The sequence below is a fragment of the Providencia manganoxydans genome (assembly GCF_016618195.1).
GTDB classification, from domain to species: Bacteria; Pseudomonadota; Gammaproteobacteria; order Enterobacterales; family Enterobacteriaceae; genus Providencia; species Providencia manganoxydans.
In genome coordinates, this window is sequence record NZ_CP067099.1 from 261,817 (window position 1) to 283,826 (window position 22,010).

The 22,010-nt window shown below is 42.7% G+C and carries 16 protein-coding genes; all 16 read left to right on the forward strand.

From position 1 onward, the window contains the following. Positions 1-620 precede the first annotated feature (620 nt). The 16 genes from tssB to JI723_RS01260 are packed head-to-tail and all read left to right on the forward strand — an operon-like array spanning position 621 to position 21,998. On the forward strand, positions 621-1,118 hold the full coding sequence (tssB, locus tag JI723_RS01185) for a type VI secretion system contractile sheath small subunit (RefSeq protein ID WP_070929533.1): 498 nt from the start codon (positions 621-623) through the stop codon (positions 1,116-1,118). A gap of 20 nt (positions 1,119-1,138) precedes the next feature. Then, the gene (gene tssC / locus JI723_RS01190) at positions 1,139-2,620 is read left to right on the forward strand and encodes a type VI secretion system contractile sheath large subunit (RefSeq protein ID WP_070929532.1); all 1,482 of its coding nucleotides are present in this window, start codon (positions 1,139-1,141) and stop codon (positions 2,618-2,620) included. Positions 2,621-2,625: 5 nt separating this feature from the next. After that, positions 2,626-3,063 carry a type VI secretion system baseplate subunit TssE gene (gene tssE, locus JI723_RS01195; RefSeq protein WP_070929531.1) on the forward strand — a complete coding sequence of 146 codons (438 nt, stop codon included), beginning with the start codon at positions 2,626-2,628 and terminating at the stop codon, positions 3,061-3,063. Position 3,064: 1 nt separating this feature from the next. Continuing rightward, a complete protein-coding gene (gene tssF / locus JI723_RS01200; RefSeq protein WP_070929530.1) occupies positions 3,065-4,846 on the forward strand; it encodes a type VI secretion system baseplate subunit TssF in 1,782 nt (593 codons plus the stop codon). Further along, positions 4,810-5,853 (forward strand): type VI secretion system baseplate subunit TssG, encoded by a 1,044-nt coding sequence (tssG, locus tag JI723_RS01205; protein ID WP_070929529.1) that lies wholly within the window; start codon positions 4,810-4,812, stop codon positions 5,851-5,853. The genes tssF and tssG overlap by 37 nt, the downstream gene beginning before the upstream one ends. Positions 5,854-5,858: 5 nt before the next feature. Next, the gene (tagH, locus tag JI723_RS01210; protein WP_070929528.1) at positions 5,859-7,130 is read left to right on the forward strand and encodes a type VI secretion system-associated FHA domain protein TagH; all 1,272 of its coding nucleotides are present in this window, start codon (positions 5,859-5,861) and stop codon (positions 7,128-7,130) included. 1 nt (position 7,131) lies between these two features. Continuing rightward, positions 7,132-7,686: a type VI secretion system lipoprotein TssJ gene (gene tssJ / locus JI723_RS01215; RefSeq protein ID WP_070929527.1), complete on the forward strand. Its 555-nt coding sequence runs from the start codon at positions 7,132-7,134 to the stop codon at positions 7,684-7,686. A gap of 1 nt (position 7,687) precedes the next feature. Beyond that, positions 7,688-9,046 carry a type VI secretion system baseplate subunit TssK gene (gene tssK, locus JI723_RS01220; RefSeq protein ID WP_180737813.1) on the forward strand — a complete coding sequence of 453 codons (1,359 nt, stop codon included), beginning with the start codon at positions 7,688-7,690 and terminating at the stop codon, positions 9,044-9,046. Beyond that, the gene (icmH, locus tag JI723_RS01225; RefSeq protein ID WP_070929525.1) at positions 9,039-9,794 is read left to right on the forward strand and encodes a type IVB secretion system protein IcmH/DotU; all 756 of its coding nucleotides are present in this window, start codon (positions 9,039-9,041) and stop codon (positions 9,792-9,794) included. Before tssK ends, icmH begins: the two co-directional genes overlap by 8 nt. An 8-nt stretch (positions 9,795-9,802) precedes the next feature. Then, complete coding sequence (tssH, locus tag JI723_RS01230; protein ID WP_272580545.1) at positions 9,803-12,412, forward strand: type VI secretion system ATPase TssH; 2,610 nt, start codon at positions 9,803-9,805, stop codon at positions 12,410-12,412. Further along, positions 12,409-13,206, forward strand: a complete 798-nt coding sequence (locus JI723_RS01235) for a Fis family transcriptional regulator (protein WP_337979728.1) — start codon at positions 12,409-12,411, stop codon at positions 13,204-13,206. Before tssH ends, JI723_RS01235 begins: the two co-directional genes overlap by 4 nt. Further along, complete coding sequence (vasI, locus tag JI723_RS01240; RefSeq protein WP_070929523.1) at positions 13,203-13,847, forward strand: type VI secretion system-associated protein VasI; 645 nt, start codon at positions 13,203-13,205, stop codon at positions 13,845-13,847. The genes JI723_RS01235 and vasI overlap by 4 nt, the downstream gene beginning before the upstream one ends. Positions 13,848-13,852: 5 nt before the next feature. Further along, positions 13,853-15,310, forward strand: a complete 1,458-nt coding sequence (gene tssA / locus JI723_RS01245) for a type VI secretion system protein TssA (protein ID WP_272580542.1) — start codon at positions 13,853-13,855, stop codon at positions 15,308-15,310. Next, positions 15,307-18,855, forward strand: coding sequence for a type VI secretion system membrane subunit TssM (gene tssM, locus JI723_RS01250; RefSeq protein WP_318707840.1), 3,549 nt, complete (start codon positions 15,307-15,309; stop codon positions 18,853-18,855). Before tssA ends, tssM begins: the two co-directional genes overlap by 4 nt. Positions 18,856-18,893: 38 nt before the next feature. Continuing rightward, complete coding sequence (locus JI723_RS01255) at positions 18,894-20,222, forward strand: VasL domain-containing protein (RefSeq protein WP_272580540.1); 1,329 nt, start codon at positions 18,894-18,896, stop codon at positions 20,220-20,222. A gap of 39 nt (positions 20,223-20,261) precedes the next feature. Further along, positions 20,262-21,998 (forward strand): type VI secretion system baseplate subunit TssF, encoded by a 1,737-nt coding sequence (locus JI723_RS01260; RefSeq protein ID WP_337979729.1) that lies wholly within the window; start codon positions 20,262-20,264, stop codon positions 21,996-21,998. Positions 21,999-22,010: the final 12 nt, after the last annotated feature.

Here is a 22,010-nt window from a genome sequence, read left to right on the forward strand (position 1 = left end):
TGCTTGTGTTAATTAGATAATTATGAATTGTAGCCCAATTATTTTTCATTGAACACTCATCTATTCATATTTAATTAGTCTTTTTTTGTATTTTATGTATAAGCAGCGTTATATAATTATTAATTAACGTATGGAATTTAGCGATGAGTTATACGGATAATTAACTATATTTTAAAGGGTTGCTACAGGATAAAGGATAAATTAAATACTCATTATATACGTTAGAATTTCTATCATTACCAATGCCACAGTTAAATGTGGCATTTAATTAACTATCTAATCATGTTAAGTGTATTCTCGTATTTTCTAACTCCTCCATAATTGTTCTAATTGTTTGACTCTTCAATGATTTTATCCTTTCTGCAACATATGGTTGCAAAAAACATTTGCATTAAGTAGCAATTTACTATTGACCATAAGCCGAATTTATATAGGATGTGTGGAAACAAAGTAAAATATCAATAATTATTCTTTTTTTATCACCGGGACAATTTAACTCTTTTAATGGGTGAGCGATTGCTCATTAGAAGTCCTATGCTCTGAATTTATTATTCATTATAATTTTGAGCATTTTTTAATCATGCAATAAGATTTTAAGCTAATAAGGAGCTTAACTTATAATGAGTAAAAAAGATCTCGGTAGTGTCGCACCAAAAGAACGAATTAATATCAAATATACTCCTAATGATGGTGGAGCTAAATCTGAAATAGAGTTACCGCTTAATATGCTGATCGTAGGTGATATGATTGGTCGAACGGAGGAAACTCCTATTGAAGAGCGTAAAGCTGTTTCGGTAAATCAAAATAACTTTAATTCAGTGATGGAAAGCGCTGGAATTAGTTTAAACATCAATGTTGAAAATACACTTGATGAGAAAAGTGATTCTGAGCTTAATGTCAATTTAGATATTAAATCCTTACAAGATTTCTCTCCTGATAATGTTGCGCGTCAAGTTCCTGAATTGAAAAAACTATTGGAACTGAGAGAGGCATTAGTCGCCTTAAAAGGTCCTCTTGGTAATATCCCAGCTTTTAGAAAACGTCTGCAAGAGCTTCTGGAAAATGAAGATACTCGTGAGCAGCTGTTGAAAGAGCTTGATATCGCTAGCCAAAAATAATGTTTATAGAGGATTATTTCATGTCGTTAAATAGTGAAACTCAGGAACAACAAGTTTCCTCATCATCCAGTGGTTCGCTACTAGATGAAATTATGGCTCAATCACGTATGTCGCCTGAGTCAGAAGCTTATGGTATTGCAAAACAGGGTGTTGCTGCATTTATCAGCAATATCTTTGCTAGCCAAAATGAAGATGAGCAAATCAATAAGCTATTGATTGATAAGATGCTGGTTGAATTGGATAACAAGTTAAGTGCGCAAGTTGACCAAATTCTGCATGCGCCTAAATTTCAAGAGCTGGAATCTTCATGGCGTTCATTGAAATTGTTGGTTGACCGTACTGATTTTAGAGAAAATATCAAAATTAATATTCTTCACGCAACGAAAGAAGAGTTGTTAGAAGACTTTGAATTTTCTCCTGAAATTGTTCAATCAGGGTTCTATCAACATGTTTACTCATCAGGCTATGGACAGTTTGGTGGTGAGCCAGTGGCAACTGTTGTTGGTAACTATGCCTTCAACAACACCACACCTGATCTGAAATTGATGCAATATGTCAGCGCGGTTGGCGCAATGGCACATGCCCCATTCTTATCATCGGTATCACCTAACTTCTTCGGTATTAACAGTTACGCTGAGTTACCTGCAATCAAAGACATCAAATCTGTTTTTGAAGGTCCTGCGCACACCAAATGGCGTGCATTGCGTGAAGCTGAAGACTCACGTTACTTGGGTCTAACTGCTCCACGTTTCTTGCTACGTCTGCCATATTCACCAACAGAAAACCCAGTTAAGCTTTTCAATTACAACGAAAATGTGAAGCAAGACCATGACCATTACCTATGGGGTAATACGGCGTTCTTGCTAGCAAGCTGTATTAACGATAGCTTTGCCAAATACCGTTGGTGTCCAAATATTATTGGTCCACAAAGTGGTGGAACAGTGAATGATTTACCTGTGCATGTATTTGAAGCGATGGGTGAATTACAGGCTAAAATTCCAACTGAGGTTTTAGTTACTGATCGTCGCGAATTTGAATTAGCGGAAGAAGGTTTTATCACCTTGACGATGCGTAAAGGCAGCGACAATGCGGCATTTTTCTCTGCAAACTCAGTGCAAAAACCAAAATCCTATCCAAATACCCATGAAGGTAAAATTGCTGAAACCAATTATAAATTGGGAACTCAATTACCTTACATGTTCATTATCAACCGCTTAGCACATTATATTAAAGTGCTTCAGCGTGAACAAATCGGCTCATGGAAAGAGCGTCAAGATTTGGAACGTGAACTGAACATCTGGCTGAAGCAATACATTGCTGACCAAGAAAACCCACCAGCAGATGTGCGTAGCAAGCGCCCATTGCGTTCAGCACAGATCCAAGTTCTCGATGTCGAAGGGGATCCAGGTTGGTATCAAGTGGCAATCCAAGTTCGCCCTCATTTTAAATATATGGGTGCAAACTTTGAGTTGTCGCTTGTTGGCCGCTTAGACAAAGAGTAAGCGTCATGGCCGCTAACTATAACTGGGAGTCTTCAGAGACTGCCAGTTTATTTGAGCGCATCCAAGGGAAGAGCTCAGGCTCTTCCCATCATGCTCGTATGAACGCATTGGTTAAATCAATCAAACAAAATTTAAATCAAATTTTGAATAGTCGCCCTGATGCTTGCCAAAGCTCAGCTGCTTTAGGTGTGCCTGATTTAAATGACGCAACGCAAGCGGCTATGGATTTTCGCAAGAGCCTTGAAGTTTCCATCTCAGATTGCATCAGAGTCTATGAACCTCGTATCCGTAATGTACAGGTCTCATTTATTGAAAGCGATGCAGATGCATTGTTGCTTCAATTCAGCATCACCGCTTTTATTGATTTAGACAGCCAGCGCCAACTCATCGAGTTCAACATGCAGCTCGACAATAACCGACGATATCAATTGAAACAATTCTAATATGTCCTCAAACCCATATTTTGAAAATGAACAAAAGTACCTGAGAGAACTCGCTCGCGAGGTAGCAATAGAAAAGCCTCACCTCGTTGACTTACTGTCTAGCCCGTTACAGGATCCTGATGGTGCTCGCCTAATGGAAGGCGTCGCCTACCTATCTGGAAACCTGCGTGAACAGCTCGACAGGCAGTTCTCTGAGCTAACTAGCAGCTTAGTCAATATGCTGTGGCCTGCGTACGCACGTCCTTTTCCAAGTATGACAATTGTGGAATATCAAGTCGATACTCACGTACTGGATCAGGCAAGCAAAGTTTCGGCGGGCCATCCTTTCGTGGCGAGGCCATTGTATGTGCAAGGTGATAACCCTAATTCGGATAGCTTGCACCAATGCCGTTTTAGCCAGTGTCGCGATCTCTGGTTGCTGCCTGCAAAAATTTCACAAGTTCAGCAGGAGGCTGCAAGTATTGAAATTACTTTTCAATTAGATAAGCCCCGCGTGCTTGCTGAAATAGGGCTAGATAAATTACGTATTCATTTAAATGGCGCAACATACACCACTAACCAGCTATTCTATCTGTTAAGCCATAAAATTAAGAATGTCACACTGTTGGCTGAACATCATCGTCTTCCTTTAGATAATTTTGCGGCTATCCCTGTTGGCTTTAAAAAAGAAGATGCTTTACTGCCTTACCCTAAAAATAGCTACGATGGCTATCGTATCCTTCAGGAGTACTTTTGTTTCCCTGAAGCATTTATGTTTATGGATTTTAAGGGACTTGATGATCTTCCTTTAGCATTGAATACGGATTCATTTAAGCTTGTTATCAATTTTGATTGCGAAATCCCTGATGCAGTGATGATCCGCGATGATAGTATCAAACTTAACTGTGTACCTATCGCGAATCTTTTTACTATAGATAGTGAAGCAATTGATTTAACAGGTAAAAATGATGATTACGTATTGAGTGCTAGTTATCGCACCCCACTATGTTATGACATTTTTTCAGTTAACCAAGTGCAGGGGTTAAGGTACCCACAAAATGGCACACCGTATGCCGTCAATTACACAGCATTCGAAAGTTTTCATCATCAAAGCCACAACCTCAAAAACAAAAACCATGGCTACTATCGACTAAAGATTAATCACGCAAAAGAAGATATTGGCTATTCTCACACGATGTCTTTTGTCCGTGATAGTGAAACGAAACTGCAAAATTGTGAAGAAACAGTTTCTGTTTCTCTAAATTGCACTAATCGAAATGTCGCTTCACGGCTTTCAACACATGCGATTTCTCTTGATAAGGCCTGCGTTCCTGATGGTGTGGTATCCGCGAGTAATTTATTCAAACCAAGCATGCCGTTATACCCATTACTAGGGCAAACACTGTATTGGTCTGAGCTCACTAATCTTTCGTTGAATTATCAATCACTACTGAATTTAACGTCATTAAAGCAAATTCTTCAACTATACGATTTACCCGCAGTATTTCATCGTCAGACCGCAAGGCAGTCTCAGCAATGTTTAGATGCATTAATTGGCTTACAAACCACGCCAATTGAGCATTCTTACCGTGGTTTACCTGTGAGAGGTCTGAAAACAACGCTAACTGTACGTCAAAGTGCTTTTTTGAGTGAGGGGAGTTTGTACTTATTTTGTACCGTGATCGCTCAGTTTTTTGCGTTATACACCAGTGTGAACATGTTTCATGAACTGGAAGTCTTCAATATCGACAACAAGGAAACCTATCGGTGGCCGGCTCAAATCAATCAGCAAACACTGAGGTAATCGAGCGCTGGCTAGATGAGGCTGGCACTGCTGTTACCGATTACAACTTTTATCAACTTGTTGAACTGCTCAATAAGTTGATAACTGAATCTACATCAACACAAGAAAAAGAGAAAGCGGATGAACTTATCCGCTTTACATCGTGTGCCAACATTGCCTTCCCTACTAGGGATGTGATTTCAGTTAATAAAGATCAACAAGGGCGGCTTGAACTTGAAGTTTCATTTTTAGGTTTACATGGAAGTCAGTCACCATTACCCAGCTATTACCTTGATGATTTTGCTTGGGAAGATGCCCAACAGCTACCCGGTGTGACTGATTATTTGAACCTATTCAATCATCGTCTAGTTTCTTTGTTACATCGCATTTGGCGTAAGTATCGTTATTACATTTGCTTTGAAAATGAAGGCGTTGATTCATTCTCCCGCTATATGTTTTCACTGGTGGGATTAGGCAATGAAGTCAACCGCGAACGCGTACATATCAATCATAGCAAGATGTTGGCTTATGCAGGGTTATTAGCCAGTCCAAGTCGTTCCCCCGATGTGATTAGTAGTTTAGTTGCACATTGTTTCGACCTCGAGCATGTCAATGTGATCGGATGGGAAACTCGCAAAGTGCCGATCCCTGAAAACCAGCAAAACCGGTTAGGTGTGATTTCACATCAGGCAGGGAAAAAGTCACAACCTCGTATGCTACTCGGTGAGAATTTCAGCTTGGGTGCGCACATTTATGATTGTAATGGCAAATGCACTATTGAGCTTAGTGAGCTATCACTTGAGCGTTATATGGCGTTTTTACCAAATGGCGCTGATTTCCTTCCTCTTGTTGCTTTTGTGTCTTACATCTTTCACGAACAATTAGCGTGGGATTTGCGATTGAAAATCGCAGAAGAGCAAGCTGAAGGGCTGTGTTTGGGCCGCCAGCAACACAACCAATTAGGGTGGCAAAGCTTCTTAGGTAAGCCTGAACAGCGGCCTAACGTCACCATTACTGTACTGGAATAAATCGCATGGATAAGTATTTACCGACAATTTCATTTCGTTTGATAAATAGTGAACTACTCGAAAGCGGTTATGTTTCGAGTATGACATTTTCGCAAGACGGCGGCCAAATAGGCAGTAGCCCACAATGTGAATGGCAGATACAAGACAGTCATAACTCGGTTGCGCCAGTACAGTGCTCTATCCTATGGAAGGATAAACACTTTTGTCTTAAGGCCAGCACCGAGTCGGTGTATGTCAACAATGCAATTGTACCAAGTTACCTTGATGCGGTCAGGCTTGCTCATGGTGATCAAATTAAACTTGGTCAACTTAAGCTTTCTGTGAATATCAGTTTAACAGGGCAGCCTAAAGAAGACTTAATGGCTGTAACACCGCAGTCGTTGGTTTCCAGCAACAGTAATCCTCTTGATTCTTTGTTTGATACTACGCCAACGCAGTCCCATGAGCCGATTCATTATGAACTCGCACCGACAGTGCAGGGTTCGCTAACTTATGATCCACTTCAAGCATTAGAAAATGAGAGTTTAAGTTTGATTTCACAGACAAAACAGCAATCTGCCGATCCATTATTGATGAATGGCACTCACTTCGCTCAATTTTCTGCTAACCCATCTTCAGATAATCAAGGGAACACCATGGTTCAGGAATTTATGGATTTACCAAAAATCACTCCAACACTCGATGACTCGATTACCGATATTGAGCACGTCGCTGTAAACCCATTAATGCAAGGGCTTGGTATTCACTTAAATCTCCAAACTTCGCAGCAAGCGAATGATTTTTTAGTGGAGTTGGGGAAAACGGTTCGCTCTGCGATAGAAGGCTTACTTGCATTACAACAACAGCAAGAAAGCTTACAAGATAAACAATTACGTCCGATTGAGGACAACCCATTGCGGCTTAATAGCAGTTATCAGGAAACAATGGCACTGATGTTTACTGATGCTCGTAGCCCTGTACACCTTTCTGCGCCTTCAGCGGTTGCTGAGAGCTTACATAATATGCAACTGCATTATCAAGCAAACCAAGCGGCAATCTCTACAGCGTTGTCTACCATGCTTGCTGCGTTTTCACCTGAGCACTTGTTAAACCGTTTTGCGCACTACCGCCGCGCATCAGATAACACATCAACCGACGATGCTTGGGCATGGGAAATGTATAACAACTATTACAAAGAACTGTCTTCTTCGCGTCAGCAAGGCTTTGAAAAGTTGTTTTATGAAGTTTACACCCATGCCTATGACAGAGCCTTAAGAAAAGGGCTTGAGGAAGCGTAATATGCGAGTGCAAACCTTATTTGGTTACCTATTTTTACTGTTTTCTATGGTCGTACTTAGTGGGTGTACTAGGCCATTGGAAGCAGTATCGAAAATAGGTCAAGTCATCTTAGATCCGTCGATTCCAATCGGTCCACCGGAAGATAGACCATCGACCATCTCGTTAACGATTTTAGCGGAGCCAAATATCAATCCTAATCAGGATGGTGAGGCTACACCGATCAACTTACAAATCGTTTATATGAATGAAGATTCTCTGTTTGCGGCGCTCGATTTTGATCAAATTGAGGAGCAAGACGGAAATCTCGAAAAGGTACTGAAAAAGAACTATATCGACCATCAGGACTACACCATTTTACCGGGGCAATATAAGCCATTACCCAACATCGAACTTTACCCTGATAACCGCTATATCGGTGTGATCGGTTATTACTCCGATCCCGACAATGCTGAATGGAAAAAAATCGTCAAAGCTCGTGGTAAGGGGCGCCATTACTTCCTTCTAGCGCATATTAGAGGAAATGAAATCGAATTTAGACAAGAGGAAGATGACTAGTATGTCGACAAAAAACAGAGTGGTTTGGCGTGAGGGCTTATTCATTAAGCCACAACATTTTCAGCAACAGCAACGCCATCAAGATTATGTCACGGAAAGCATACTGAAGAGTTATATCTCACATTATTGGGGATTAACCTCATTAACCATGAGTGAAGAGTTGTACAGCATGGGGCGCATTGGTATCAAAGAGGCTTCCGGTGTGATGCCTGATGGCACCGTTTTTTCACTCCCAGATCAAGATATTCTTCCTCAGCCTATTGATATTAAAAATATTAACGAAGGTGATAACAACGTTATTTACCTCGCATTTCCTTTAGTGAATAGCACGGTTAATGAAGTGTCGACTGAGCACAGTGGTAACCGTTTATTATCACGCTATAGCGATAGTATGGAAGATGTGCGTGATTTACACACGGAAGGGGGCGATGTTAGTCCAATTCATGTGGCTAAATTGAGACCGATCCTAAAACAAGGCTCCAAGGAAATGGATGCTTATGTCACGCTACCTATTTGTAAAATAAGAGAGCGTGGTGCTGATGGTGGTTTAATCCTAGAAACAGATTTTATCCCTGCTTGTTTAAATATCCGTATCTTCCCGAGGCTGAGCGAATTTTTAGTTGAACTACAAGGAGCCCTGTTTGAACGCGCCAAACAGATTGCATCACGTATCGGTTCTCCGGGGCAACAAGGTGTTGCGGATGTCGCTGAGTTTCTCATGCTACAGGTAGTTAACCGTACTTACCCGTTATATACCCACTATATTCAAGAGCCAGTTATTCACCCTGAAAAGCTGTTCCGCGATTTACTGGAGTTGTGTGGGGAATTACAAACCTTCACTAAAAACACTCGATTGTCAGAAAGTGTTGCTAAATATCAACATTTTAATTTGGCTGAAAGCTACTTCCCCCTGATTAAAGATATCAGGGAAGCGTTGAGTGTGGTGTTAACGCCTCGTGCTGTTTCTATTCCAATGGAAATCCAAGATCACGGTATTCGTGTTGCGACGATCCACGACAAACTGTTACTACGAAAAGCCAACTTTATCATTGCGGTTAAAGCGAACATGCCGCAAGAGCAGCTACGTTTACAGTTCCCACAACAATCGAAGATCACGTCAGTAAGTAATATTCGTAAAGTGGTGAGTGTACAGATCCCTGGGGTCAAGTTGATTCCGCTTTCAACCGCACCGCGCGAGCTCCCATATCATTCGGGTTATAACTATTTTGAGCTCGATAAAAACTGTGAGGTATGGAAAGAGATTAGGCAGCATTCCAACATCGCATTCCATGTTTCTGGCAACTTCCCTGAATTGGACATCCAGTTGTGGGCGGTAAGAGGTGGGATAGATAATGACTAATGCCGCTTTCTTTGATGACTATATCAAACAGAACCATTTACAAAAAAATTATCAGCTACCACTGAGAGGCAACAGCATCAACCCAATGATTGATGCTGCAACACCACTGCTAGGCATGGTGTTGAGAATGAAAGCTATGTCAGAAACACCGCTGTCTGAGAAGCTTTACCAGCAGGTCGTTACCGATATCACCTCGATAGAACAGCAATTACAAACTCAAGGTTATGAACCGGGAGCCATTGTTTCATTTCGTTATGTATTGTGCACCTTTATTGATGAAACCGCATTGGGCTTAGGTTGGGATCAGCAAAATGACTGGGTCAAACAGTCACTATTGGTACATTTTCATAATGAGTCTTGGGGTGGTGAAAAAGTATTCGTATTAATTGAACGGTTACTCGGTGAGCCGAAACGTTACCTTGATTTGTTGGAGTTTATTTATCTGTGTTTGTGTCTCGGCTATCGGGGTCGTTACAAAGTGACGACTGGGCAAAATGATGAATTTAATCACTTACTAAGACGCTTGCAGAAACAAATCCAACAGCTGAGAGGGGATGCGAAACCTATCGTTTTATTTGATGAAGGCGGTAATAAACATCATCGCTATCGCCTAGGTAAGCGCTTCGGTGTCCGCTATATCGTGATTGCTGTCGTGATTTTGGCTGCTGTCATTTACACCATTTATTCATCGCGACTGAATCATCAGACACTCAGTATCGTGGAACAACTTAATACATTACTCGGTTAGGACGCATTATGATTCAGATTGATCTTTCGACATTGGTTAACCGCTTACATCCTATAGCGAAGCATGCGTTAGAAAGTGCGGCAGCTTATTGTGTTAGCCACCAACAACCTGAAATTACTGTTTCACAGTTTTTTCAGCAGTTGGTCGAAACACCATTAACTGACATTCGCCTGATCAGCCATAAAGCGGATTTAGATGTCATCGAGCTGGTTGAGTTGCTTGAAGTGCAAATTCCACCACACCATGCAATTACCCAAAGCTACCCAAGTTTCTCTCCATTATTGATTGAATGGATGAAAGACAGTTGGTTGTTAGCTTCAACTGAATATAACCACAGTGAGCTGCGTTCAGGGACTCTATTTTTGACCTTACTGCAAATGCCACTGCGTTATTTATCGAAACCCGTTGCTGATTTACTCTCTCAGGTCAATCGAGAGCAATTGAGGTTGAATTTTGACAGTTGGACGGCAGGCTCGGCGGAAGCACCTTTGACAGAAGCGCAGCAGCAAGCAGGAGAGACTCGCCCTACGGATTCATTACTGGCTAAATTCACCCAAAACATGACGCAACAAGCACGTGATGGGCAGCTAGATCCCGTGTTGTGTCGTGATCATGAAATTGATTTGATGATCGATATCCTTTGCCGTCGCCGTAAAAACAACCCAGTGGTTGTGGGGGAGCCGGGGGTGGGTAAGAGCGCGTTGATTGAAGGGTTAGCACTACGCATTATTGCGGGTGAAATTCCTGAAAAGCTACGTGGCTGTGAATTAATGACATTGGATCTCGGCGCATTACAGGCTGGCGCTGCGGTTAAAGGTGAGTTTGAAAAACGTTTCAAAGGCATCATGCAGGAAGTGAGCCAGTCGTCACATCCGATCATTCTATTTATTGATGAAGCCCATACTCTGATTGGTGCAGGTAACCAGCAGGGGGGGTTAGATGTCTCTAACTTACTGAAACCTGCGTTAGCGCGTGGTGAATTGCGTACTATTGCGGCGACAACATGGAGTGAATACAAAAAGTATTTTGAAAAAGATGCCGCTTTAGCGCGTCGTTTCCAATTAGTTCAAGTTAAAGAGCCAACCGCAGCAGAAGCTGTGATTATCATGCGTGGGCTACGTTCTATTTATGAAAAGGCGCATCAAGTATTTATTGATGATGAAGCGTTGCGTGCTAGTGCTGAGCTGAGTGAGCGCTACCTTTCTGGGCGTCAGCTTCCTGATAAAGCGATTGATGTTCTTGATACAGCAGGTGCACGCGCAGCTATTAATCTTTCTTCTCCACCGAAAAAGCTCTCGTTGCTGAAAACTGAACTGCACCAAATTGGTATGGAAACCGATGTGTTACAGCGTGAGCAGCAGCTTGGATTGAATGACCACAGCATTCGCCTTGAGCTGCTCGCTGAACAATCTGAGGCCATCGAGCAACAAGTTGAAGAGCTGCAAATGGCATGGGAAACCCAGCAAGCCATTGTTTCGCAAATTGTTGCGTTAAGGGCACAACTTCTGGAAAGCGATGAACAGCTCGCAATCAACGATAGTTTGGTACTTAAAGAGCAACTCAAACAGTTAAATGAGCAGCTTAATGAACTGCATGAGCAGCATTTACTGGTATCACCTCATGTGGATAAAAAACAGATTGCAGCGGTGATCGCGGAGTGGACAGGGGTGCCATTAAATCGCTTATCACAAGATGCGTTATCCGTTGTGACCGAGCTACCTACCTACTTAGAACAGACCATCAAAGGCCAATCGTTGGCAATTCAATGTTTACATAAGCATTTATTGACTGCACGTGCTGATTTACGTCGCCCTGGGCGTCCTCTTGGGGCATTTTTGTTGGCAGGCCCAAGTGGGGTAGGTAAAACCGAAACAGTGATCCAAATCGCTCAGTTGATGTTTGGCGGCACCCAGTATCTGACTACGATCAATATGTCAGAATTCCAAGAAAAACATACCGTTTCACGCTTAATTGGCTCACCTCCGGGTTATGTGGGTTACGGTGAAGGGGGTGTGTTAACGGAAGCTATTCGTCAGAAACCGTACTCTGTCGTGCTATTGGATGAAGTTGAAAAAGCACACCCAGATGTTCTGAATTTATTCTATCAGGCCTTTGATAAAGGTGAGTTAGCGGATGGTGAAGGTCGAGTGATTGACTGTAAAAACGTTGCGTTCTTCCTAACGTCTAACCTTGGCGATCAGGTTATCGCGGCTTATGCAGATAGACCGGATGAGTTGCAAGATGCACTGTACCCTGAATTAACGGCCTTTTTCAAACCTGCACTTTTGGCACGTATGGAAGTTATTCCTTACTTACCGCTGCCACCAGAAGTTTTACAACAAATAGTCAGTGGCAAACTCGCTCGTTTGACCTCGTTGCTTGAGCAACGTTTTGGCGCACAAGTTGAACTTGATGACAGTGTCGCTCATGAAATTCTGCGTCGTGCTTCCCGAGCAGAAAATGGCGCTCGAATTTTAGAGTCAATTATCGACGGAGCGTTATTACCCCCGTTATCACTACTGTTGCTCCAACACAGTGCGAGAAATGAAGCGATTAACCTTATTCAATTATCCACACTGAACGATGAGTTCGTTGCGACGGTGAATGCTGAACTATGAAATCACGACTGAAAAATGCCCTAGCTTTGCTTGAATGCACTCACTTGGACGTATTGGCGAGCCAATTTTTGGCATTCAGCTTTACGCGTAGCCCATTTAGTGCTCTCGTTGTTTCATTAATAAACCAACCTGAAAATCGTTTACAAAGTTGGAGTATTAAGCAATGTAGCCAAGTTGAGCAAGGGTATTTGGATGTCGATATTAGCGATGCTGACCATCCATTGATCCAACTGATATCAAAAGGGCAAGTGGTATTATGGGAAGACTTAAAGCAAGGCACATATATTAACGACAGCCACTTTCGTCAGTTTGTTGCAGAACTCCCTCCGAGAACGGGACTATATAGCTTACCACTGCGAGATTTGCGCAATAAAACGTGTGGTGCGATCACCCTGTTTGGTCAAGCACTGAATATGGAAAGTTGTGATCAAGGCATTTTCCCTATTTATTGCGCCTTATTTCATCATCAGCTTAAGAGCATTCTTGAGTTATCACATACGCAACAAAAAATTGCTCATCTGCAATATCTCAATTCGTTACAGCAAGATCGTGAGCGGCAGTTACAAGCTGCGGTGAATGCGCTAACGATACCCACGACGCCAATAGGAAATAACAATCTGTCTGATTTTAAGCAAATAGATGACTTAACTGTCGCGATAGAAGCCTACGAAGAGCAAATTCTAAAAGACCGACAACAACAATTTGATGGTGATTTAGAGACGATGGCATCGAGCCTGAATTTATCAAAGCGGTCCCTAATCTATAAATTGAAAAAATACGGGAGCATGAGATGAATATTTCACCGCTAGCAGGAGGGCTAATTGCTGCCTTACTGGCTACGACAACGGCGTCAGCGGACACGACGGAACTGCAAGCGTTAACCCAAGCGCTATCAGAATGCCGTTTAGAATCATCACAACTGATCCGGCTTGCCTGTTATGACAAGATCATATCGGACTCACCAGTCGAAACGCATCTTGATTCGAGCCAAATGGGTAAGGCGTGGCGCCAAGCTATGGAACATGAAATGCACCGAGAAGACAACAGTGCAGGTTTCTTAGTCACTGTGCCAGAAACAGGGGATTATCCCGTGATCATGACCATACCTGCTATTGGTTTTGCACCGCCACGTCCGGTCATGATGATCAGCTGTATCGACAACATTACTCGGCTACAGGTCGCGCTACCACGCCAGCAAGAGGCAGGTAGTGTGATGCTCACCACCGATAAAACCCAATTTACCGCTGACTGGTTTCTGCGTGAAAACGGCTACGTTTTAGAAGCTAGCCGTGGCATTCCTGGTATTGATGAAATTAAGCGGTTGTTAAATGGTGAAAAATTGACTTTGAAGCTCGCCAACAATGACCGGTTAACCTTCAATATTTCTGAAATGTCGGAAGAGATAAAACCGCTCAGAGCGGCTTGCCACTGGTAATTATCATGACGATGAACAAACAACTAAAATGGAAAGAGCAGCTACTGGCCCCTCTTGATGAGGAAAAGCAAGTTGCACCTATCGCGGATGATAACCCCGATTGGGAATACATTGATGGGGAAATGATTAAGTTTGGCTCGTTAAGCCACACTCAACTAAATATAGATGAAATCCAACGCAAAGCGCTACAGCTGTTTGCTAATGAAACCAAAGACTTCCGCTTGCTTGTACATCTATTGCGCACCTTGCAACATGCAGGGGAACCCAATGAGTTAGCACTGGCGGCTGACTTATTAGCCGAGTTTGTACGCCATTTTTGGGAAAACTGCTATCCACAAAATAGGCGATTGAAACAACGCTTAGCAGGACAAATTCTGAAGCGTTTTGATACCGTTCAAGACAGTTTTTGCCGACAAGCAAATGTAAACCAGCGTGATAATATTTTGGGTTCTTTTGCTTTCTTGGCGAAATCATGGCATGCACAATGTCCTGATTTATCAGCAGAAGTTGATACACTTAGCCGTCGTTATAGCCGCATCGAACAAAGTGAACCTGCTTTAGTCGTCGCAGCTACCGCGCCTGCCACCAGTGAACAACCCGTCGTTGACAATGCTCCTCAAGTGCAAGCCCCTGTTATCAGTACACCTAAGGTTGAAGTCAATCAAAGCGATGAACGTCAATGGAAGCAAACACTGCTTAAAGTCTCTGAGGCGTTGTGTGAGCAAGCCCCTTCGGACGCGGTAGGTTATTGCTTACGTCGTTATGCAATTTGGCATGCCATCAATGCGTTACCTATGGCGAATAATGATGGCAAAACACCATTAGCGCCCGTTTCTCAAGACCGCATCATTGATTATAAAAATCAAATGGCTCAGCCATCAATAACGCTGCTGAACAATATTGAACAAAGCCTGACGTTGTCTCCGTATTGGCTTGAAGGCCATATGTTGGCTGGACAGGTCGCAGAAAAACTAGGCTACGGGCTGGTAGGAGAAGCTATCGCTCAAGAATTACAGCTATTTTTAAATCGTTTACCTGACCTGGCTAAGCTCAGTTTTTCCGATATGAGCCCTTTCTTACCTGAAGAGGTGCAATCTTGGTTGAATGGCTTCCAAAAATCAGCCAATAGCCAATCAGCAACGGGTTCGCACAGTTTACAGGCTGAGCAACAAGAGATTTTACAATGTTTTGAAGAGCATGGGCTCAGTGAAGCACTAAAACGCGTTGAAAGCTTTATTGCTGCAACAGAAGAGCCTAGAGCACGTTTTTATAGCCAGTTGTTATCTGCACAGTTATTTGAGCAAGCAGGTATGACACACATGGCTGAGAACCTTTATCTGCAACTGCATACTGCCGCATTACATTATTCGCTATCAGACTGGGAGCCCGATTTGCTCAATCGTTTAGCACGCAAAGCGCAAGAAAAGCAGGAAATGACCTTTGATAGGAATTCACAACAATGAAATTATCTTTTCTATCCATACCAAAAATAACAGGTTCTCTTAAGAAACTGTTTTTTGGCGATAAATCAAAAATTAAATCATTTTTACTGCTGTGCTTAGCACTGATCCCTGCCATTTTGATTATCTGGATTTGGTGGTGGGGGCCTGAATTTCGCTATCAAGACGACTATCCACTGAAAGAGCTGAGTGCACGTTGGTTGGCAACAATTGTGATCGTACTGGTTATTGTCAGTTGGATAGGTTACGCCACATGGAAACGGGTGAAAAAACTAGAAAGCCTCAAGCTAGATGTTGAGCTAGCCGTTGTTGATCCTGTTCGTCATGATATTGATTTCCAGAACCGTTACCTTGATTACTGGAAAGCCCAATTCACTCGCCATCTAAATGGGCATACCAACTCAGTTTATCTACGCCCTTGGTACTTTGTCTTAGGCGATAATGAGAGTGGCAAGCAAACCCTGTTGAAAAACAGCCTCAATACCTTGGATATTGCACCGACTGAAAATGTTGTCAGTGATCATAAATTACCTATACATATTCAATGTTTGCTGGCAGATAACGCTGTGTTATTTGTTCCTGATGGCAAATTACTAACCCAACCGATGGGACCAGACGATAAGCCTCAGCTATACCATCGTTTATGGAATGAATTGCTGGATTGGTTAAATACTAATCGTTCAAGACAACCGATGAACGGAATTGTTTTAACCATTGATACCTTAGCGTTATTAACGAACTCGAAAGAAAAAAATGGCCAGTTGATTGCTGATTTACACATGCGCATTGAAGAGGTGCGTATGACATTCAATAGTCAGTTACCACTGTATATCGTATTCACTAAGCTCGATTTATTACGTGGATTCGACGCGATGTTCCAGTCGTTGGACGCTCAGCAACGCAGCCAAGTACTCGGTATTTCTTTTAGCGCTAAAGAAAATGCAAATTGGGAAAAGCAACTCAATGCATTTTGGACGCAATGGGTAAGCCAAATGAATAGCGCATTGCCTGAGATGATGCTAAATCGCCCTGAAGGCAGTCAACGTAGCGATCTGTTCAGCTTTGTTCGCCAAATTGAAGGTTTGCAAAGCAGTGTTACCAAACTGATATCCTCATTGATAGCGAACAACGAGCAAAAAAATATCCGTCTAAGAGGGGTATATCTCACTTCAGCAACACAAGTTGGGCAAATCGATGATGTCTTTAGCCAAACTGCTTCTGTTCAATATCATTTACCTACAGCACCGTTAACCACTTGGCCGATCGCCGATACTCACCCATATTTCACCCAAAACTTATTCAGTGATGTGTTATTTAGTGAACCAAATCTCGCGGCAGAAAACCATTATTGGTTGAAAAAACACCGTACTCGCTTGCTGGTTGCTTCAGCGGTGAGTGTGGTTGGTTTGCTGGTGGTATGGAATGGTTGGAGCCATTACTACAATAAAAACTACCGTGCGGGTGAAAACGTCCTCAACGAAGTGAAATCTTTCCGTGCGATAGAATCGAGCACCACGAAAGATGTGGATGGTAGCAAGCAGCTTCCTGTATTGAACCCATTAAGAGAAGCAACATTGGCCTATGGAAACCATCGCGAGAAGAGTGGTTTACTATCGGAAATGGGCCTATATCAAGGTCAAAAAGTGGGGCCACAGGTTGAGAGCGTTTATCTACAATTGCTGACGGAGCGCTTTTTGCCTGCGATCATGGCAGGACTGCTCACTGAGTTAAATAGCGCAGAAAAAGGCAGTGAAGAGAAGTTGGAAATCTTGCGTGTAATGCGCATGTTGGAAGATAAAAGTGGTCGCAACAATGGTTTAGTTGAGGACTATATGGCGAATTATTGGAGCCAAATCTTCACAGGGCAAAGAGACATCCAATCGCAACTACGTGGTCACTTACATTACGCGTTAGAGCATACCGACTGGCAGGCAGAACGTAATAGCGGCTCGGCTATTGCCAATAAAACCTTTGCACCGTTTGCAAAACCAATCAGTGATGCACAAAAAGAACTCAGCGCCCTCTCGCTGTATCAACGTGTTTACCAAACACTCAAATTGAAAGCCAACCAAACATTGTCATCGCCACTTAACCTACGCCATCAAATTGGCCCTGGTTTTAACTCAGTATTCACGGCAATTGATGAAGATAAGCTAGAAATTCCACAATTTCTGACCCGTTCGGGACTCATTAACTATTTCATCAGACAAAATGATGAGCTGGTTGATCTGACATTATTGGATGCTTGGGTGCTGAACCTAGCACGTAATACTCAATACAGTGACAGTGACCGTAAAGAGATCCAACGTCAGATCAGCGAGCAATATCTCAGCGACTACACTGCGCAATGGCGTGGTGCAATGAGCAACTTAGAGATCCGCGAGTTTGATACAATCCAAGACGAAATCAACGCATTGGAACAAATCATTAGTGGTGAGCAGCCACTACGTCGCGCACTGCAAGTACTCAGAGACAACACCTCTCTGCCTGCCATTGATAGCGCATTATCTTCGTCAGAACAAAAGAAACTGATGGAAGAGCCTAAATACAAGCTGTTAAGTCGACTAGACAGAGAGTTTTCACCAGAAACGGAGATTTTAGTCAGTAATAACGGTGAAAACCTCCAAAATCTCAATCAAAAACTGAACGACCTACACCGTTACTTGTTGAGTATTCAAAACTCACCTGTTCCGGGCAAAGCGGCATTAAAAGCGGTATCGATGCGTTTGAATGACAACAATCGCGATGTGATTTTTGAGTTATCACAAATGGCCAAAACATTGCCAGAGCCATTGAACCGTTGGGTGGGCGATCTTGCTGACCAAGCATGGAATGTGGTGCAAAAAGAAGCGATCCGTTACATGGAAGTGGAATGGAATGAAAATGTGGTCAAACAATATAACGCTTATATTGCAGGGCGTTATCCATTCAATCCGAAATCAACCCAAGACGTACCACTGAGTGAATTTGAACGTTTCTTTAAACCAAATGGCACTATCGATAGCTTCTATCAGCAAAATCTACGCTTGTTTGTAGAAAATAACTTGATTGAAAACATGGATGGGCAGTCGCTGATCCGCCCTGATGTATTGGCACAAATCGAAGTCGCAAATCGTATTCGAGACACCTTCTTTACTGCTCAAGGTAACCTTGAAACCCAGTTTGCGGTTGAACCACTGTCACTCTCAGGCAACAAGCGTCGCAGTATTTTGAACCTTGATGGACAGATTATTGATTATTCACATGGTCGCAGTAATACCGTGCACATGGTTTGGCCAAACTCCATGCGTTCAAATATTGAAAGTAAGCTCACGTTAGTTCCGCTTTCAGGTGATAAATCGCCGCGTGCCTTAAGTTTTAGTGGCCCATGGGCGCAGTTACGTCTGATCGACAGCGGTAAGTTAATGAATGTAAAACCAAACTCCTTCGATGTTCGTTTCAGTATCGATGGCGGTGACATGACTTACCGTGTGCAAATCGACGAATCTAACAACCCATTCTTTGGGGGATTATTTACCCGATTCCGTTTACCGGAAACCCTTTACTAATGTGCTTTTCGGTATAACAACAAAGGAATAGCGAAATAATGAGTACGCAATCTGAAAATTTAGTGATCAAAGTGGGAGGGTCTCCGTTGGAGACCCCTGAATTTATCGCCTTGAAAGCCGAGTTCAATAAACTGAACCATCCCGCTCGTCCTGAAGTGAGCTGGACATTAATTGAATCGCTTTGCCTAACATTATTCAAAAACCACGGTATTGATTTACAAAGTGGTATTTATTACACCATGGCACGATTACAGCTGCATGGATTAAGTGGTTTTACTGAAGGGTGTGAACTGCTAGCCAGTGTCGTTGTCACTCAGTGGGAACACTTGTGGCCAGAGCAGCCACATCATCGCGCCGATATTCTAAATTGGTTTAACAGCCGCGCAGGCTCTACCCTGCGCCAACTTACTTTTGATACCAATGATTTACGTCTGATCTACCGTTCCGAACGAGCTCTACAGCTGATTATCGATAAACTGGCACAAACCACATGGTCAAAGGTGCCTAAGCTAGAAAATCTACTGTGGTTCTTCCAAAACTCGGCGAAAAATCTAGAACAGCGCGAAGACTCTCTGAGTAAAATAAAAAGCCAAGCGGTAAAACTGCCACCGTTGGTGTATATCCAACAACCGAAAGCTCAGCAAGAACCGCCAATACAATCGATTGTTATTGAAACGCCGACGCCTTCAGAGCCTGCTCCGTTACCTATCCATGACAAAATGAGTGCAACAAAAGGCTTTCTTATCGGCGTAATTGCGAGTGCCGTGGTCTTTGCAAGTATTGGTTATCCGATATATTACTCACTCAAACAAGCGCTTGTTGCGACCACTTCAGTACCTGAAGGTGCCGCAGCGCACTGGTTATTTAAACCTGAACTAGCCAGCTATTCAGACAGTCTTAATCTGTTAGAAAAACAATCCCCAGTCTTTAGTTTAAAACAGTCTGATGCCCTAGTGGACACAGCAAAAAGGCTCTGGCCGAACGATGCCGATCAAGCCTACGCAAGCCGCAATTGGCAAAATCTCATTACGACTCGGTTAGAGAATGCCCCTATTGATGATAGCTGGTCAGAAACATCGTCGTTATTACAACAGTTGTCAGACAAGATTGTTATGCAAGAGCGTAATCGCGGGAGTTTCACTCTGTCTTATTTAAAAACGGCGATTTATGACATTCAAAAACAACATAACAAAAGCACGCCAGTAGAAGAAAAACTGCGTGAGTTTGCACTGCAAATCGAAAGTGGCCAGCCAATTTCGCCAACGCTGATTAGCAATATTGATGGGCAAATTAACGGCTTACTGGCGCGTTACTACGAACTGCAAAAGCAGGCGGAAAAGCAGGGACTAAAACCCAACTCATACTAAAACATAGGTTGATAGCGTGACGGCGGAAAGAGATAAATAATGAGTGAAATTAAATACCTACAAGAAAAGCAATATTTGCAGAAATTGGCTGATAATTATGCACAAGAGAAACCTCACCTTGCGCATGTTTTAGATCCACAAGATCCGCACACGGGCTACCTACTTGAAGGGTTTGCTTTTCTTTCCGCGCGATTGCAAGAAAAAATCGATGATGCTTTTCCTGAGATCACCTTACCGCTATTACAGCGTCTAGGCTCTCAGGCTATCAAAGGGTTACCTTCGACCACCATTATTCAGGTCGATCAAACTGAGGTGGTTAGCTATCCTTATGATATTCCAGCAGGTCATTCAGTTTTAGGGCCTGATGGCAGTAGTTTTAGTTTGTGCTACGGCATGACTTTACAACCATTTTCAATTGTTGAGAAAAAAATTACCCATCAACCTAACCGCAGCTGCATTTCACTGAGTGTGAAGTATCGTGGTGAAGCGACTTCACAGGCAACAGCAGCCTTGAACCTGTTTTTAAGTAAAGAAAAAATTGTTGCAGATGCTTTAATGCTAGGCTTTAGCCAATATTTTGATTATATCGAGCTGTCTCATAATAATAAGCAATATCGTGGTAACAATATCGATTTTTACTTTGAACCGAAAATCGGTAAACAGTATCAAATTTTTCAGCAATCGGAGCGTGGTCTATCGGCACCTCAGCAGTTGCTTGAAGGCTTCTATCTACCGCATGTGCATCATTTTATTGATATTGATGTACCCTCAATAGTGAAAGAACTGGATTGGCAAACTGATCCCATAGTCGTGATCAATATTTACTTCAATCAGCAGTTGCCAATCACCCCCGCCCAATGCGAAGAAAGCTTCTATTTAAACTGTGTGCCGACGATTGATCGCGAAAAACAAAACGAATTGAAAATGGATTTTCAGTACGGTGAATCGTCTTATTTATTGCCTATCCCTGCTAATCACTATTTGGCGAGTTTATCGGATGTTCAGCTGGCATTGCAGTCTCATGAAGCCGAGCGTGGGGTGTATTGCGATTTTTACCCGATGACCGATTTCACGGCGGCATCGCGATTACTCCCTCAATATCAACAAGCGCTGTTTTATGCGTTGACTATCGATACCGATATTCGCGGGCGCACCCTGTATTACTTGAATTTCTATACCAATCAGGGTGAACCCATGACGTTACCGCCGAGCCTGTGTTTCTCCTGCCAATACATTAGTTTTGAACATTATCAAGACAGCCGTGTGGGAGTCTTAAATCGGCACGATGAAGCCGTACCTGAAGGGGTGGTAACGAAAAATATCACTGCATTATCAAATTGTTATCCGCCGATTGTGAATGATAAATATTATTGGCAGCTGCTTTCCCATTACAGCGCCAATGCCTTTATGTTGATGTCATTGTCGACCATCAAGCAGATGTTATCAGACTATATTTTATACCGTGAAAACGACCGGCAAGTGACCCGAAAATTGGAACGTCTCCTTTCGGGCTGTGTTGCACTGGATACGCATCTCTATGATTACATTCTCAAAGGTAAGACTCACCGCTGCTTATCGCTGAGCCTAACCCTCGATAGAGCGCAATTTGAAAATGAAGGCGAGGCCTTTATGTTTGTGACGCATTTGTACCATTTTTTCCCATTTTGTTTATCTGAAAACATGTTGTTAGAGATGTCAGTGAACTTTGGCGATAGCGATTTACCGACGTGGTATTTATCGCCCTCACCGTTACAAGGCTATAAATCGCTGTTGTAACCATCATTAAAG